Origin of the sequence: Saccharothrix sp. 6-C (assembly GCF_016695385.1) — a bacterium.
In the GTDB taxonomy this organism is placed as follows: Bacteria; Actinomycetota; Actinomycetes; order Mycobacteriales; family Pseudonocardiaceae; genus Actinosynnema; species Actinosynnema texasense.
In genome coordinates this window covers 553,086-569,233 of the sequence record NZ_CP064192.1, presented here as the reverse complement: position 1 = coordinate 569,233, position 16,148 = coordinate 553,086, and the positions used below count along the sequence as shown (strand labels likewise).

13 protein-coding genes are annotated in these 16,148 nt (G+C 72.9%); 9 read left to right on the top strand and 4 right to left on the bottom strand.

The window, feature by feature from the left end; translation table 11 throughout:
* Window positions 1–163: 163 nt before the first annotated feature.
* The 6 genes from IOD16_RS02600 (at window position 164) to IOD16_RS02575 (ending at window position 8,101) form a co-directional block, all read left to right on the top strand.
* A complete protein-coding gene (locus IOD16_RS02600; RefSeq protein ID WP_201438737.1) occupies window positions 164–889 on the top strand; it encodes an ABC transporter ATP-binding protein in 726 nt (241 codons plus the stop codon).
* Window positions 886–3,339 (top strand): ABC transporter permease, encoded by a 2,454-nt coding sequence (locus IOD16_RS40830; RefSeq protein ID WP_268957672.1) that lies wholly within the window; start codon window positions 886–888, stop codon window positions 3,337–3,339. The genes IOD16_RS02600 and IOD16_RS40830 overlap by 4 nt, the downstream gene beginning before the upstream one ends.
* Before the next feature lie 4 nt (window positions 3,340–3,343).
* Complete coding sequence (locus tag IOD16_RS02590) at window positions 3,344–4,579, top strand: sensor histidine kinase (protein ID WP_236594701.1); 1,236 nt, start codon at window positions 3,344–3,346, stop codon at window positions 4,577–4,579.
* On the top strand, window positions 4,567–5,211 hold the full coding sequence (locus IOD16_RS02585) for a response regulator transcription factor (protein ID WP_123743859.1): 645 nt from the start codon (window positions 4,567–4,569) through the stop codon (window positions 5,209–5,211). Before IOD16_RS02590 ends, IOD16_RS02585 begins: the two co-directional genes overlap by 13 nt.
* Before the next feature lie 29 nt (window positions 5,212–5,240).
* A complete protein-coding gene (locus IOD16_RS02580) occupies window positions 5,241–6,494 on the top strand; it encodes a hypothetical protein (RefSeq protein ID WP_201438736.1) in 1,254 nt (417 codons plus the stop codon).
* Window positions 6,495–6,874: 380 nt separating this feature from the next.
* Window positions 6,875–8,101: a hypothetical protein gene (locus IOD16_RS02575; RefSeq protein WP_201438735.1), complete on the top strand. Its 1,227-nt coding sequence runs from the start codon at window positions 6,875–6,877 to the stop codon at window positions 8,099–8,101.
* A gap of 20 nt (window positions 8,102–8,121) precedes the next feature.
* Here the strand turns inward: IOD16_RS02575 and IOD16_RS02570 are convergent, their stop codons facing one another.
* Genes IOD16_RS02570 through IOD16_RS02555 form a run of 4 tightly spaced genes read right to left on the bottom strand, consistent with a single transcriptional unit; the run spans window position 8,122 to window position 12,202 of the window.
* Window positions 8,122–9,144: a LacI family DNA-binding transcriptional regulator gene (locus IOD16_RS02570; RefSeq protein WP_123743861.1), complete on the bottom strand. Its 1,023-nt coding sequence runs from the start codon at window positions 9,142–9,144 to the stop codon at window positions 8,122–8,124.
* 7 nt (window positions 9,145–9,151) lie between these two features.
* Window positions 9,152–9,985, bottom strand: a complete 834-nt coding sequence (locus IOD16_RS02565; RefSeq protein ID WP_123743862.1) for a carbohydrate ABC transporter permease — start codon at window positions 9,983–9,985, stop codon at window positions 9,152–9,154.
* Window positions 9,982–10,911: a carbohydrate ABC transporter permease gene (locus IOD16_RS02560; RefSeq protein ID WP_201438734.1), complete on the bottom strand. Its 930-nt coding sequence runs from the start codon at window positions 10,909–10,911 to the stop codon at window positions 9,982–9,984. The genes IOD16_RS02565 and IOD16_RS02560 overlap by 4 nt, the downstream gene beginning before the upstream one ends.
* Window positions 10,912–10,915: 4 nt before the next feature.
* Window positions 10,916–12,202 (bottom strand): ABC transporter substrate-binding protein, encoded by a 1,287-nt coding sequence (locus IOD16_RS02555; RefSeq protein ID WP_201438733.1) that lies wholly within the window; start codon window positions 12,200–12,202, stop codon window positions 10,916–10,918.
* A gap of 168 nt (window positions 12,203–12,370) precedes the next feature.
* Here IOD16_RS02555 and IOD16_RS02550 point away from each other — a divergent pair, with 168 nt between their 5' ends.
* The 3 genes from IOD16_RS02550 to IOD16_RS02540 all read left to right on the top strand — a co-directional run bounded on the left by IOD16_RS02550 (window position 12,371) and on the right by IOD16_RS02540 (window position 16,141).
* Window positions 12,371–14,410: a beta-galactosidase gene (locus IOD16_RS02550; RefSeq protein WP_201438732.1), complete on the top strand. Its 2,040-nt coding sequence runs from the start codon at window positions 12,371–12,373 to the stop codon at window positions 14,408–14,410.
* A 253-nt stretch (window positions 14,411–14,663) separates the two neighbouring features.
* The gene (locus IOD16_RS02545; protein WP_123743866.1) at window positions 14,664–14,987 is read left to right on the top strand and encodes a PadR family transcriptional regulator; all 324 of its coding nucleotides are present in this window, start codon (window positions 14,664–14,666) and stop codon (window positions 14,985–14,987) included.
* Window positions 14,984–16,141: an HAAS signaling domain-containing protein gene (locus IOD16_RS02540; protein ID WP_201438731.1), complete on the top strand. Its 1,158-nt coding sequence runs from the start codon at window positions 14,984–14,986 to the stop codon at window positions 16,139–16,141. Before IOD16_RS02545 ends, IOD16_RS02540 begins: the two co-directional genes overlap by 4 nt.
* Window positions 16,142–16,148 lie beyond the last annotated feature (7 nt).

Sequence of the window (16,148 nt, the reverse complement as noted above, 5' to 3'; positions counted from 1 at the left end):
CCCCCTTGACACGCGCGGTAGGGCGGAGCCAGGTCGGCGGGATGACACGAAGCCCTTCCATGGGAAAGGGAGGGGTGTGGGGAAGGTGGTAGGGGTGGCCATACCCCCGTGATCCGGGGTCGCACGGTGGGTTTCCGGGGTTGTCGGCGCGATGGTTGTCGGCATGGGATTGGTGCCGGATGTCGTGTCGTTGACCGAGGTGACGAAGGTGTACGCCGGGCGGGTGCGGGCGTTGGACCGGGTGTCGGTCGGGTTCGGTCGGGGGTCGTTCACGGCGGTGATGGGGCCGTCCGGGTCCGGTAAGTCGACGTTGTTGCACTGCGCGGCCGGGTTGGACTTGCCGGACGGTGGGCGGGTCGTGCTGGCCGGGCAGGAGGTCGGCGCGTTGCGGGAGCCCAAGCTGACGGCGGTGCGCCGGCGGCACGTCGGGTTCGTGTTCCAGTCGTTCAACCTGGTGGACGCGTTGACGGTGTGGGACAACGTGTTGCTGCCGCAGAGGTTCGCGGGGACGCGGCCGGACAAGGCGTGGGCGCGCGAGGTCTTGCAGCGGGTCGGGCTCGGCGGGAGGGAGAGGGCCCGGCCCGGGGAGTTGTCCGGTGGGCAGCAGCAGCGGGTGGCGTTGGCGCGGGCGTTGGCGGGGCGACCGGAGGTGATCTTCGGTGACGAGCCGACGGGTGCGCTGGACCTGTCCACCGGGCGGGAGGTCCTGGGGTTGCTGCGGGGGTTCGTGGACTCGTCCGCGGCGACGGTGGTGATGGTGACGCACGATCCGGCGGCGGCGGCGTGGGCGGATCGGGTGGTGTTCCTGGCGGACGGCGGGCTGGCCGGCGAGCTGGTGTCGCCGACGGCGGAGCTGGTGGCGGCACGGATGACGGAGCTGACCCGATGATGGTGAAGCTGGCGGTGGCGAGTGTGCGGCGGCGGGTCGGTTCCTTCGCCGGGACCTTCCTGACGGCGTTCCTGGCGGTCGCGTTGATCTCGGGCAGCGGCTCGTTGCTGTACTCGGTGTTGACGGCGGGGCCGGGTGGGGACCGGTTCGCCGGGGCGGACGTGGTGGTGGCGGCGGAACGGGCGGTCGAGCTCACGACGTCGGTGGACAAGGGCGACAAGGTCAAGGTGAAGACCAAGACCGAGCGGTTGACGGGGGCGGGGGTGCTGCCCGGCGAGCTGGTGGGGCGGGTGGCCGCGACTCCCGGGGTCGGCGAGGTGGTGGCGGATGTGGCGTTCCCGGTGGCGCTGGACGTCGCGGGTGTCGCGGTGCGGGCGCCGGAGCGCGCGGCGGTGGTGGGGCACGGGTGGGGTTCGGCGGGGTTGACGCCGTACGCGTTGCGGGACGGGGTCGAACCCGCGGACGGCGAGGTGGCGGTCGGGTCGGAGCTGGGGTTGGCGGTCGGGCAGGTGGTGGGGCTGACGACGAAGACCGGTGCCCGTGAGGTGCGGGTGGCGGGGGTGGTCAGCGGAGGTGTGCCGGGGCAGGCGGCGGTGTTCGTGGCGGACCGGCAGGTCGTCGCGTGGTCGGGGTTGAGCGGGCCGACAGCGGTCGCGGTGCGGGTGGCGGAGGGCGCGGAGGTCACGGAGGTCGCCGCCGCGCTGGAAGGGCTCGGGGTCGGGGTGTTCACCGGGGCGGACAAGGTGAACGGTGACCTGCCGGGGGCGGTGCCCGACTACATCGGGGGTGTCTCGATCTTCGGGTTCGTGCTCGGCATCACGGGGTTCGCGGCGGTGTTCGTGCTGACCGGGACGGTGTCGCTGGCGGTGCGGCAGCGGTTGCGGGAGTTGGCGCTGTTGCGGACGGCCGGTGCGACGCCGCGCCAGCTGCGGCGGTTGCTGGGGACGGAGGTCGCGCTGGTCACGGTGGTCGCGACGGTGCCGGCGCTGCCGGTCGGCGTGGCCGTGGCGCACCTGGTGGCCGGCCGGTTCCGCGAGCTGGGGGCGGTCCCGGCGCAGTTCACCGTGTCGGTCAGCGCGTTGGTGCTGGTCGCGGCGGCGGTGGTCGGGTTGGCGGTCACGTTGGGCGCGACGTCGGTGGCGGCGAGGCGGGCCGTGCGGATCTCGCCGACGCAGGCGTTGCGCGAGACGGTGACGGCCGGTGGCGGCAGCCGGGCGCCGAGGGTGGTGGCGGCGGTCGTGCTGGCGGCGGGTGCGGTGGCGGTGTTGGTCCTGGTGCCGTTGGGTGGGGCGTTGGGCATGGGGATGGGTTTCGTGTCGTGCGCGTTGCTGCTGTGCGCGCTGGCGGCGGTGGGGCCGCTGGTCGTCGGGGCGGTGACGGCGGTGGTGTCCCGCGTGGTGGGGCCGGCGGGTGTCGCCGGTCGGGTCGCCGGTGCGATGACGCGGGTCGAGAGCCGGCGGGTGGTGGGGGTGGCGATTCCGCTGACGTTGATGTTCGCCATCAACGCGACGATGTTGGTCAACGGCGACATCCTGGGCGCGGTGACGGCGGAGCAGGAGGCGGCGCGCACGGCGCCGGCGACGGTGAAGGTCGCGAACGCGTCGGGGTTGCCGTTGGTGACCGCGGAGAAGATGGCCGCGTTGCCGTCGGTGACGGGGTCCGCGCTGACGGTCGGCACGAGGGTGGTCGTCGACGAGGGCGGCAAGCCGGAGGACTACCCGGCGCAGGGGTTGAGGCTGGCCGGTGAGTCCGCGTTGGACTTGGGCGTCGTGGACGGAGAGCTCGGGGTTCTGGAGGGATCGGTGGCGGTCAGCGAGCCGTTGGCCGAGAGGCGCGGGTGGGCGGTCGGCGACCGGCCCTCGTTCTGGCTCGCCGACGGGACGCGGGTGGCGTTGCCGGTGGTGGCGGTGTACTCGAACTGGCGCGGGTTCGGCGATCTGGTGCTGGACGCGGGGCTCGTGGCGGCGCACGACCCGCGGGGGCTGGTGGGCGCGGTCTACCTGCGTGGCGAGCCGGACCTGAGCGGGTTCCCGGCCGGGTCCGGGGGTGTCGTCGAGGTGCAGAACCAGCAGGCGGCGTGGGAGTTGATGGTGGCGGTGTCGCTGGGGTTCACCGCGATCGCGGTGGTCAACACGTTCGCGGTCGCCACCGGGGCGAGGCGGAGGGAGTTCGGGGAGCTGCGGTTGGCCGGCGCCACGTCACGGCAGCTGCACCGGCTGCTCGACTGGGAGGCGTTGATCACGGTGGTGGTCGCGTTGGTGCTCGGCTGCGCCATCAGCGGCGTGGTGGTCGGGGCGTTCAGCGTGGCGCAGGACGGGCAGTGGCGGCTGTTCGCGGACCCGGTGCGCTACTTCGGGATGGTCGCGGGCGTCGGCTTGCTCGGCCTGGTGGCCGGTGCGGCGCCCGCCCGGGTGGTGGTCCGGCTGCGCGCCCTGCCCCGGCTAGGTTGACCGGGTGTTCCCGCGAGCGGCCAGAGGACTGGCGCACCTGCTGGCCGGGCTGGTCATCGGGCCCGCCTCGTTCGTCTGGGCGGTGGTGACCACCCTGGCCACCGGGCTGCTGTCGTTCACCTACCTGGGGCCGCCGGTGTTCCTGGTGGTGACGTGGGTGAGCCGGCGGATCGCGCGGGTGGAGCGGTGGCGGGCCGGGTGGGTGTTGCGGAGGCCGATCGGCGACCCGTACGGGCCGCTGACCGGCCGGAACCCGTGGACGCGCGGCCGTGCGGTGATCCGCGAGCCCGGCACGTGGCGTGACCTGGCGTGGCTGCTGGCGGGGTTCCCGGTGGGGCTGGTGACCGGGGTCGCCGGGGTGGTCGCCGGGCTGGTCTGGCTGGGCACGGTGCTCGCGCCGCTGTGGCTGTGGGCCGTGCCGAACCCCCGCCTGTACCCGGTGGCGGACTGGCTGTTCAACACCGTCGGCGGGCGGTTCACGCTGGCCGCGGCGGGGCTGGCGGCGGCGTGGCCGGTGTGGTGGCTGGTCGCGGCGCTGTCACGGGTGCAGGCGTCCGTGGCGGCGCGGCTGCTGGAGGCCGGGCCGCGGGCTCGGTTGCGGCAGCAGGTCAGCGCACTGCGGGCGACCCGGCTGCGGGTGGTGGACGCGCAGGCCGCCGAGCTGCGGCGGATCGAACGGGACCTGCACGACGGCGCGCAGGCGCGGATCGTGGCGGCGGGCATGACGCTGGCGTTGGCGGACCGGAAGCTGCGCGCGTCGGGGTCGGCGGAGGACCCGGTGCGGGCGGACGTGGTGAGCGCCCGGCGGCAGCTGGACGAGGCGCTCGCCGAGCTGCGGCGGTTGGTGCGCGGGATCTACCCGCCGATCCTGACCGACCGGGGGCTGGTGTCGGCGTTGACCGCGCTGGCGGGTGACGCGCCGTCGTCGGTCGTGGTGGACGCGCCGGAGCTGGGCGACCTGCCGGCGGCGGTCGAGTCGGCGGCGTACTTCGTGGTCGCGGAGGCGTTGGCGAACGCGGTGAAGCACGCGGGCGCGGACGAGTGCGTGATCACGCTGCGCAGGACGGACGGGGTGCTGACGTTGGCGGTACGGGACGACGGGCGAGGCGGCGCGGACCCCTCCGGCTCCGGGTTGGACGGGCTGCGGCGCCGGGTGGAGGCGCTGGACGGCACGATGGAGGTCACCAGTCCACCCGGTGGGCCCACCACCGTCCTCGCGGAGTTCCCATGCGCATCGTGATCGCCGAAGACCTGCTGCTGCTGCGCGACGGCCTGGTGCGGATGCTGACCGACACCGGGCACACCGTGGTCGCGGCCGTGGACAACGCGCCGGACCTGGAGCGGGCCGTGCTGGAGCACCGGCCGGACCTGTCCATCGTGGACGTGCGGTTGCCGCCCGGTTTCCGGGACGAAGGGCTGCGCGCCGCGCTGTCGGTGCGCGAGCGGGACCCGAAGGCGCCGATCCTGATCCTGTCGCAGTACGTCGAGCGCACGTACGCGACGGAGCTGCTCGCCGACGGCAACGGCGCGATCGGCTACCTGCTCAAGGATCGCGTGACGGCGTTGGACGAGTTCCTCGACGCGCTGGAGCGGGTGGCCGCCGGCGGCACCGCGATGGACCCGGAGGTGATCCGCCAGCTGTTCGCCCGCAACACCCGCGACCAGCGCGTCGCCGCCCTGACCGCGCGGGAGCGGGAAGTGCTGGCGCTCGTCGCGCAGGGACTGTCCAACTCGGCCATCTGCGCCGAGCTCGTGCTCGCGCCGCCGTCGGTGGAGAAGCACATCAGCAACATCCTGACCAAGCTGGACCTGCCGCCCGCGGACAACACCCACCGGCGCGTCCGGGCCGTGCTGGCGTATCTCAACCAGTGAGCATCGGTGTCACCCAATAGGGTCAACGGGTGCCTATCGCATTCGACACGACCGGTTTCCAGCAGCACGACCAGACCACTTGGGTGAACCCCGCGAACGGCGACCAGGTCAGCCTCACGTACTTCGACCTGGTGCCGGACCTGCCCGCGTCGTTGGACGAGATGCCGAAGCTGCGGCACGACCTGGCCGTGACCACCGGTGACGTCGGCTGCCTGATCGAGGCGCATCACGTGCGACTGGGTGACGTGCCCGCGTTGCTCCAGGTGGTGAAGGTGCCGCTGCCGGACCAGCCCTCCGGCCAGGTGTTCATCGGCTCGTTCACCGTGCCCAAGGCCGAGAGCAGCGCCGTGCTCAAGATCCAGGCGGCGGAGCGGGGGACGACCGGGACGCGCGAGGCGGTGCTCGTGGCGCAGCTCGGGTTCGACGGGTGGGTGATGCCGCACCCGTACGCGCCCGAGGTGGAAGGGCGGCTGCCGTTCCACAAGGGCGACGACCCCCGCTACGACCCGCAGTTCGCCGACCACCCGTTGACGCGCGTGCGGGCGTGGGCGCACCACGTCATCCGCACCGCGCGGGTCGATCCCCGGTTCGCCGCGCTCGCGCCGTTCCAGCCCGGCGCGGTGGCCGCGGGACCCGAGGTCGGGTCGACGGTGACGACGGTCGTGCCGGGGCTGCCGATCGGCGGCTACCTGCCCCTGTGGATCGGCGACGAGTGCACGTTCTGGCGGATGACCTCACCGGACGCGGTGCTGGAGAAGCTGGCCCTCGGCGTGCTCGCGCGCACGCCGTTGACCGACCGGCGGTTCCGCGACCTGGTCGCGCTGGACGAGGCGTCGGCCACGATCACGCTGCTCGACCGGTACCGCGCCGAGGACGGCGGGATCGCCGGCGCCGCGGCCGGGCTGACCAGGGTGACCGCGCTGGAGGCGCACGAGGCGTTGACCACGGACACGCTGCTGGAGGCGTTCCGGTGGATCGGCCGGGTGAGCGCGGCGGCGGCGGAGCGGGGCGAGTACGTCACCGTGGAGCCGGGCCGGAACACGGCGGAGCTGGCCGAGCCGTACGTGCTGCTGGCCGTCCAGGAGCACGAGGGCCGGCCGGTCGCGATCGCCCAGACCGCGCCCACGCCGCCCGCCGAGACCCCGATGTGGCTCGGCCAGTCCTCGCTCAACGCGCCGGCGACGGGTGAGTCGATCGAGGCGGGCGGCCTGCTGGCCATGTACGCGATGAACACGTGGGGCGAACACCCCCTCCGCCTCTGCCTGACCTTCACCCCCCACTAACCCGAGAGTCCAACGTTCACGGCGCGAGAGTCCAACGTTCACGCACCCCGAGTTCAACGCTCACGACCGGCGGCCCGTCGGCTGAGCGTTGAATTCAGGTGCTCTGGACGTTGGACTCTCGCGCCGTGGGGGTTGGACTCTCGCGCCGTGGGGGTTGGACTCTCGCGGCGTGGGGGTTGGGCTCTCGCGCGTTTGGGTGAGGTGGGGGTCGGTGTGAGAAGCTGGGTGGACGCAGCCCGTGTCCGGGTTGCCCGCCCACGGTTCACGCATCCGGCGCCCGAGCACCGACGGGACCGGCAGTGGACGCGCCTCGCGCGCACGGCACGTCTTCACCGCTCTCGCTCCGCCTTACGGCATGACGTCCACACCACCCGTGTGGCGTGCGTGGCCGTCCCGACTCACCCCAACGGGAGCACGTCATCAGCATCTCCACACCGCTGCCGCCGGCCGTCGGCGCCCCTCGCGCGCTCACCGACGTGTACGGCCCGGGCGTCGCGGTCTGCGCACGGCCGGCTGCGACCGCCGCGAACCGGCACCGCAACACCGTCGACGCGCTCTCCGCCCGCCCGATCGCGGTCGCGGGTGACACGCCGGTGCTGTGCAGCGCGGGTGGCACGGACCCGGAGCTGCTGGCGCAGCTGCGCGACGGCGGTCTGCCCGTCGGCGACGACCTGCGCGACTTCCGCGACGAAGCCGGGTTCGCCGCCCGCGTCACCGAGGCGATGGCCGACGGCCTGCTGATCTCGATGGAGTACCCGCACCCCACCGCGCTGTGCCCCGACGACCGCGTGGTCAAGACCGCCCACCTCGTCGGTCACCTGAACAACAAGGCCACCATCGGCACGATCGTCGCACCGCGCTTCCACGCCCGCCGCAGCGTCGTCACCCGTGCGGAGCTGGCCGGGGCCGCGCCGGCGGCGGAGTCCTGGGTCCTCAAGGCCGCCACGGACGACGCGCACGGCGGCAGCCTCGACGTCTACCTGCACGAGGCGGGCGAACGGGTCGAGTTCCCGGCGTTCACCGACCTGCTGGGCGAGTTCGTGGTCGAGGAGTACCTGTACCTGGCGCGCAACTGGGGCGTGCAGCTCTACGTCGGCCCGGACGCCGTCGCCCGCCTGCTCGCCGTCACCGAACAGCGCGTCGACGACACCGGCGTCTACGTCGGCGGCCTGTTCGGGCTGGTCAGCCCGCCGCCGGCCGACCTGCTCGCGGAGTGCGTGGCGATCACCCAACGCGCCGCGGACCTCGGCTACCGCGGCCTGTGCAGCCTGGACTGCGCCGAGACGCTCGACGGGCAGCTCGTCATGCTCGACCTGAACTTCCGGATCACCAGCGGCTCGATCCCGCTGCTCGCCCTGCAGTCGGTGCGGCCCGACGCCCTCGACGGGTACGCCGAGTCGGTCAAGCTCACCGCGGCCGCGCCGCTGGCCGAGCTGCTCGCCCACGTCCGACCGTCGCTGAACGCGGGCGGCGTGCTCATCACCTCCGGCCACGACACCACCCGCACCGACAACCCGGTGGTGCTCAGCACCCTCCAGCTGCTGGTCTTCGGTGACGACCCGGCGGACGTCACCGCCCGCCGCGGCGCGCTGGAGTCGCTCCGCTAGGAGCTGCGGCGGCGCCGACCTCAGGTCGAGGCGCGCACGACCAGCTCGGTCGGCAGGATGGAGGCGGCCGGTGGTTCGCCCTGGATCTGCTCCAGCAGCAGGCGGACCATCTCGCGGGTGATGCGCTGGAACGGCTGCCGCACGGTGGTCAGCGCGGGCCGGGTGGAGGTGGCGATGCTGGAGTCGTCGAAACCGCCCACGGCAACGTCCTCCGGCACGCGCCGGCCGGAGTCGTGCAGCACGTTGAGCGCACCGGCCGCCATCAGGTCGGAGGCGACGAAGACCGCGTCCAGGTCAGGGGCCCGTGCCAGCAGCGAGGCCATCGCCGCCTCGCCGCCCGCACGGCTGTAGTCGCCGTGCGCGATGAGGTCCGGGGAGGCGTCGGGGCCGAGCACGTCCCGGTAGCCGGCGAGGCGTTCGACACCGCCGGGGGTGTCCGGCGGGCCGGTGATGGTGGCGATGCGCCGACGCCCGCGCGACCGGAGGTGCTCGACCATCTGCCGCGCGCCCGAGCGGTCGTCGGCGGCGGCGTAGGCGACCTGGCCCTCGTGGCCGATCGGCTTGCCGCACGCCACGACCGGGATGCCCGAGTCGCGCAGCTCCTCCAGCAGCGGGTTGCCGGTGTGCGAGGACACCAGCAGCACGCCGTCCACGTGACCGGCGGCGATGAACCGGCTCGTCCGCTTGCGCTCGACCTCCGTGCTGGCGGTCATGAGCAGCACCGGCACGTCGAGTTCGGCCAGCTCCTGCGTGCAGCCCTGGAGCAGGATGCTGAAGTTGGGGTCCTCGAACAGCCGCTGCTGCGGTTCGGTGAGCACGAAGGCCACCGAGTGCGCACGCTGCGTGACGAGGCTCCGGGCGGCCGGGTTGGCGACGTACCCGGTGGTCCGCACGGCCTTCAGCACGGCCTCCAACGCGGCCGGGCTGACGTTGCGGCCGCCGTTGAGCGCGCGCGACACCGTGCCGCGCGACACCCCCGCGGCGGCGGCCACGTCGTGGATGGTCGGCCGGTTCCGCGCCGCCTTGCTGCGCTCGACGCTCATGACTCCCTCATGCTTTCACCGCTCCGGAGAGCAAGTCGATGCGCCAGTATCGCTGCAACGTGAGGAACAGCGCGATCAAGGGCAGCACCGACACCAACGACCCGGTGACGACCAGGGTGTAGAGCGCGGGCGTGGTGTTGCCCTGCTTGAGCATCGTGTAGAGCCCCAGCGTGACCGGGAACTTCCCGTCGTCGCCGAGCATGATGTAGGGCAGCATGAAGTTGTTCCAGATCGACACGAACTGGAACAGGAACACCGTGACCAGGCCCGGGACCATCATCGGCAACGCGATGGAGCCCAGGATCCGGGCTTCGCCCGCCCCGTCCGTGCGGGCCGCCTCGACCACGTCCTCGGGCACGGCCGCGGCGGCGTAGACGCGGGCCAGATAGATGCCGTACGGGCTGACCACGCTCGGCAGCAGCACCGACAGGTAGGTGTCGGTCAGGCCGATCTTCGACATCAGCAGGTACTGCGGGATGGCCAGCACCACGGCCGGCACCAGCACGCCCGCGATCAACGCGTTGAAGATCAACCCCCGGCCCCGGAACGAGTACTTGGCCAGCGCGTACCCCGTGACGCCGGACAGCGCCGCCGACAGCAGCGCGCCCACGCCCGCGTACAGCGCCGAGTTCGCCATCCACTGCCAGAACACGCCGTCGCGGTAGCCGTGCAGCTCGCCGAGGTTCGCGGCCAGTGACGACCCGACCGACAGCGTGGTCGTGGCGAACAGCTCGCCCGTGCTCTTCGTCGCGGCGACCACCACCCACGCCACCGGGAACAGGCAGTACGCCGCGCCCAGCAGCAGCACGAACGTCGGCAGCCCGCCGAGGCGCGCCCTCACCGCTCACCCCCGAACGCCCGCGACCGCGTCACCCGCAGCAGCCCGAACGAGATCACGAACATCACCAGGGCGATCAGCACCGACGTCGCGGCGGCCGAGTAGAGGTCACCGCGGCCGAACGCGTCCTGGTAGACCTTCATCAACGGCGTCCAGGTGAGCGAGAGCGAGTTGGTCAGCGGCGCCAGGGTGGTCGGCTCGGCGAACACCTGGAGCGTCGCGATGACCGAGAACAACGACGTCAGCACCAGCGCGGGCGCCAGCAGCGGGATCTTGACCCGCACCGCGACCTGCCAGGGCGTGCAGCCGTCGATCCGGGCCGCCTCGTACAGGTCGCGCGGGATCGCGCGCAGCGCCGTGTAGAGGACGACCATGTTGTAGCCGACGCCGCCCCACACCGCGATGTTGGCCAGCGCGAAGTAGATCCCGGTCGGCGAGAGCAGGTCCACCCCGGGCAGCGACAGCTCGCGCAGCAGCTGGTTGACCGGGCTGGTGCCCGGCAGGTACAGGAAGCCCCACAGCAGCGACGCGATGACGCCCGGGATCGCGTACGGCAGGAAGATCGCGATCCGGCTGAACCCGCGCGCCCGCACCCGGTCCTCGTCGAGCAGCAGCGCGAACACCAGGGCCAGGCCCAGCATCGCGGGCACCAGGATCGCGCCGTAGCCGAACACCCGCAACGCACCCGCGCCGAGCTCGGAGTCGGTGAGCGCGCGCGCGTAGTTGTCCAGGCCGACGAACACCTCGGACCGGCTGCCCCTGCCCAGCCCCAGCCCCTTGACCTCGGTGCGGAACAGGCTCAGGTACACCGTGTAGGCGATCGGCAGCGCGAACACCAGCAGGAACAGCACCACCGCCGGGGCCACGAAGGCGTACGGCGCCAGCTTCGGCGCCGCACCACCCCGCCCGGGCGCACGCGTGGACGCCACGGGCTCAGCCGCCGACCGTGAAGCCGTTGGCCTTCATGTCGTCCACGGTCGCGGTCTGCATCTTCGCCAGCGCGGGCACCAGGTCCGCGCCGCCGCTGACGGCCTCGCCCATCGCGTTCTTGTACGCGGTGTAGGTGACGTTGACGTTCGGCCCCCACGTGAAGCCGGACGACGTGGCGGCGATCTTCGCGGCCCGTGCGTAGAAGTCCGGCTGGTTCGGGAAGAACGCGGGCGGCTTGGCCAGCGCCTCCTGCGCCGACGTCGCCGCCGGGTAGATGCCGCACACCGTCACCAGCGCCTCGACGGCGGCCGGGTCGGTGTTGAGCCAGAGCGCGAACTCCGTCGCCGCCTTCTGCTTCTTCGAGCCCGCCGTCACCGCCGTGGTGGAGCCGCCCCAGTTGCCCGTGCGCGGTTCGGCGGCGTCCCACTGCGGCATCGGGGCCATCGCCCACTTGCCCTGGGTGCTCTCCGCGTTGCCCTTGAGCACGCCCGGCGCCCACACCGCGCTCAGCCAGCCGACCTGCGTGCCGTCGTTGAGCGCCTTGTTCCACTCCGGGGTGTACATCGGGGACTTGTCGATCGCGCCCTCGGCGACGAGGCCCTGCCAGTACTGGGCGACCTTCCTGGTCGCGGCGTCGTCCACGGACACCTTCCACGCGTCGCCGTCGACCGCCCACCACGAGGCGCCCGCCTGCTGCGCGAGGCCCGCGAACCAGCCCGGGTCGTTGGCCGAGAACGTGCCGAGGAACTTGTCCGGTGCCGCGGCCCGCAGGTCACGGGCGGTCCGCGCGTACTCGTCCCAGGTGGTCGGCACCTTCAGGCCGTACTGCTCGAACAGGTCGGCGCGGTAGTAGAACATCATCGGGCCGGAGTCCTGCGGCACGGCGTAGACGCCGCTGCCGCCCAGCGTGACCTGGTCCCAGATGCCCGGCGCGAACTCGTCCCGGGCCGACGCCGCGCCTTCGGAGATGTCGGCCAGCACGTCGTTGCTGACCAGGGTCGGCAGCGCCTGGAACTCCACCTGCGCGAGGTCCGGCGGGTTGCCGCCCTTCGCGCTGGTCAGGAGCTTGGTCACCAGGTCGTCGCCCTGGGCCTGCTTGCTGAACACGACCTTGGTCTCGGGGTGGGCGGCGTTCCACTTGTCGACCACCTTGTCGATGTCGGGCGCCCACGCCCAGAAGGAGAGTTCGACCGGGCCGTCGGCAGCCTCCTCGGCGCCGCCGCCGCAGCCCGCGAGCAGGGTGAGGCCGAGTCCGAGTGCCAGGGCCTTCTTCGCGATGTCGAGTCGCATGAGGTCTCCGGGGGTTCCGCGTCGCTGACGCCGCTGCCAGCGAGAACCGCGCTGTGAACGTGCACAGTAGTTGTCCGGAGGTCAGCCGTGTCAACTACTTGACACCCTGTCTTATCTGCACCGTAATCTGCAATCAGACCGTGCACGTTCACAGCCGCTGGAGTGTTCATGACGTTCGTGGTGCCTCGTCAGGCCGACGGCCGACCCGTGCCGGACCAGCCCGCGCCGCGGCTGCCGGTGGGCGTGGACGGGCTCGTCTACGGCGGGGACTACAACCCCGAGCAGTGGCCGGAGGAGGTGTGGGCCGAGGACGTCGCGCTGATGCGGCAGGCCGGCGTCAACCTGGTCAGCGTCGCGATCCACGCGTGGGCGGCGCTGGAGCCGCGACCCGGCGAGTTCGACTTCGGCTGGCTGGACCGGCTGCTCGACCTGCTGCACGGCGCGGGCATCGCGGTCAACCTGGCCACGCCGACCGTCGTGCCGCCCGCCTGGCTCTACCGCGCGCACCCGGCGATCCGGCCGGTCACCCGGGACGGGGTCGAGCTGGAGCGCGGGTCGCGGGCGACGTTCTGCCCGAGCGCGCCCGCCTACCGCCAGGCCGCCGCGGCCATCACCCGGCAGCTCGGCGCGCGCTACGGCGACCACCCGGCCGTGGCGCTGTGGCACGTGCACAACGAGTACGGCGCGCCGGTCGGCGCGTGCTACTGCCCGGAGTCGGCCACCGCGTTCCGGCGCTGGCTGCGCGCCCGGCACGGCGACCTCGACGCGCTCAACGACGCCTGGGGCACCAGCTTCTGGGGCCAGCGCTACGGCGAGTGGGCCGAGGTCGAGCCGCCGCGGGTGTCCGGCACCACCGGCAACCCGGCGCACGAGCTGGACTTCGCCCGGTTCTGCTCCGACGAGCTGCTGGCCTGCTACACCGCCGAGCGCGACATCCTGCGCGAGCACTCGACCGTGCCCGTGACCACGAACTTCATGACCACCAACTGCAAGTCGATCGACTACTGGCGGTGGGCGCGCGAGGTCGACGTGGTGGCCAACGACCACTACCTGACCGCCGAGGCGAGGCGCAACCACATCGACCTGGCCATGTCGGCGGACCTGACCCGCGCGGTGGCGGGCGGGCAGCCGTGGATGCTCATGGAGCACTCCACCGGCGCGGTGAACTGGCAGCCGCGCAACATCGCCAAGCGGCCCGGCGAGATGCGCCGCAACAGCCTGGCGCACGTGGCGCGCGGCGCGGACGCGGTGATGTTCTTCCAGTGGCGGGCTTCCCGCTTCGGCGCGGAGAAGTTCCACTCCGCGATGCTGCCCCACGCCGGCACGCGCAGCAGGCTGTGGCAGGAGGTCGTGCGGCTGGGCCACGACCTGGGCGCGTTGCACGAGGTGCGCGGCAGCCTGGTGCGCGCCGACGTGGCCGTGCTGTGGGACTGGGAGTCGTGGTGGGCGCTGGAGCTGGACTGGCGGCCGTCGGTTGACCTGTCCTACCGGGAACGGGTCGGCGCGTTCTACGAGCAGCTGTGGGACGCCCGGCTGACGGTCGACTTCGTCGCGCCGGAGGCCGACCTGACCGGCTACCGGCTCGTGGTGGTGCCGTCGCTCTACCTCACGTCGACGGCGGCGGCCGAGGTGCTGCACGACTACGTGGCCGGTGGCGGCACGCTCGTCGTCTCCTACTTCTCCGGCATCGTCGACGCCAACGACACCGTGCACCCCGGCGCCCACCCGGGCGCGTTGCGCGACGTGCTCGGCCTGGAGGTCGAGGAGTTCCTGCCGCTGCGCGCCGGCGAGGAGGTCTCGCTGGACGGCGGGCTGCGCGGCGACGTGTGGGCCGAGCACGTCCGGCCGACCGGCGCGGAGACCGTGCACTCCTATGTGGACGGGCCGGCGGCGGGAGGCCCGGCGGTGACGCGGCACCGCCTCGGCGACGGCGTCGCCTGGTACGTCTCGACCCGGCTGCGCGGCGCGGCGCTGGACGCGGTGCTGCGCGAGGTCTTCCCCGCCGCCGGCGTCGAGGCGCGCGACGACCTGCCGCGCGACGTGGAGGTGGTGCGCCGCCGCGGCGCCGACGCCGACTACCTGTTCGTGCTCAACCACACCGACGCCGAGGTGCGGCTGGCCGCGTCCGGCACCGAACTGCTCACCGGACGGCGTTGCGAGTCGGAGCTGACCGTCCCGGCGGGCGGCACGGCCGTGCTCAGGTCCTGAGCGGGCCCACCCGCACTCGCACCGCTCGTCGGGGTCCTCCGCGGTGAAGGGCCCGGCGAGCTCGCCCACGGGCACGGGTTCGCAGCCGCACGCCGCGATCCGCCCGCCCCGGTCCTCGACGCGCTCGCAGGTGAAGTCGGCGTCCCCGCCCGTGCGGGGCACGGACGGTCTCCCGCAGCTCCGCACTACCCCCTCGTGCACGGTACTGCGCATACCGTAGTACCATTCATGGCACACCACCGGGGAGAAGCGCATGGACACCAGCCAGCTGCTCAAGGGGGTGCTGGACCTCGCCGTCCTTGCCGTGCTGCGCAAGGAGGACGGGTACGGCTACGACGTGCTCCGCCGGCTCCGCCAAGGCGGTCTGGACGGCGTCGGCGACGCGTCGGTCTACGGCACCCTGCGCCGGCTCTACAACGCCGGACTGCTCACGTCGTACGTCGTGCCCAGCGAAGAGGGCCCGCACCGCAAGTACTACAGCCTCAACGAGCCGGGCCGGGAACGGCTGCTCGAATCCGGCAAGACCTGGAAGTCGTTCGCCCGGACGTTGGACGACCTGTTGGGGGAGGGTGCATGAGCACGCAGACGAACACCGAGGTCAAGCACTACCTGGACGCCATGCGCGACGCGCTGTCCGACCTGCCCGCCGCCGAGGTCGCCGAGATCATGGACGACGCGGGCGCGCACGTGGTCGAGGTCGCCGAGGAGATGGGCGAGGAGTTCTCGTCGGCCGCCCTGGTCGACCGGCTCGGCACCCCGCGCGCGTACGCCGAGGAGCTGCGGGTCGCGGCGGGGTACCCCTCCCCCACCTCGCCCCCCGCGCCGGGCGCCGGGAACCGGCCGGTGATCATGGCCCGGTTCGCGTTGTGGGTCCTCCTGGCCGCCGCGGTCACCGCGTTCGCCTTCGCCGTCTCGCGCGGCGAGGTCGCGGAGCTGACCGTCCTCGTCGCCCTCTGCGCGGCGGCGGCCACCCTGCTGGTGTTCCGGCAGGAGGGCCTGGTGGCGGAGATCGCGAAGCTGCCGGAGGTGGCCGCCGCCAAGGACGCGCTGGCGCGGGCCGAGAAGCCCGGGAAGTCCGAGCTGCGCAAGGCTCTCGTGTCGCTGCGGGTCTTCCAGCCGGTGTGGTGGATCGTCCGCGCGGTGCTCATCGGCGCGGGCGGCGTGCTGGTGTACCGGCCGGACGGCACGTTCGTGGTCGCCCTGGCGGTGGCGGCGCTGTCGCTGGTGGCCGGCCCGAAGGCGCGGACCGACCGCCGGTGGCTGTGGATCAGCCTGCCCGCGACCGGGTTCGCCCTGGGCGTCCTGCTGCTGGTCGTCGGCACGCTGGCCACCCGGTTCGACAGCTACCCGGTCAACAGCGCGCCGGTCTCGTACCACCCGACGCCGCAGAGCCACGACAACATCTACGTCTTCGACAAGGACGGCAAGCCGCTCACCGACGTCCACCTCTACGACGAGCAGGGCCGCCCGCTCAACGCGCCGTGGTACGGCTGCCAGGGCGAGGACCGCGACGACAACCGCTACCCCCGCCCGAGGGTGGTGCACGACGAGCGGGGCTGCCGCGAGGAGTCGGGCGTCCCCTTCACCGTCGTGATGCCGACCGTGCCCACCACGACCACCTCCACCACCCCGCCGCCGTCGACCGTCACCCAGTCACCCGCGCTGACGACCGCGCCGACGACGACCGCGGTCACGACGGCCGCGCCGACCGCGGTGACGACCACGGGCTGACGTGACG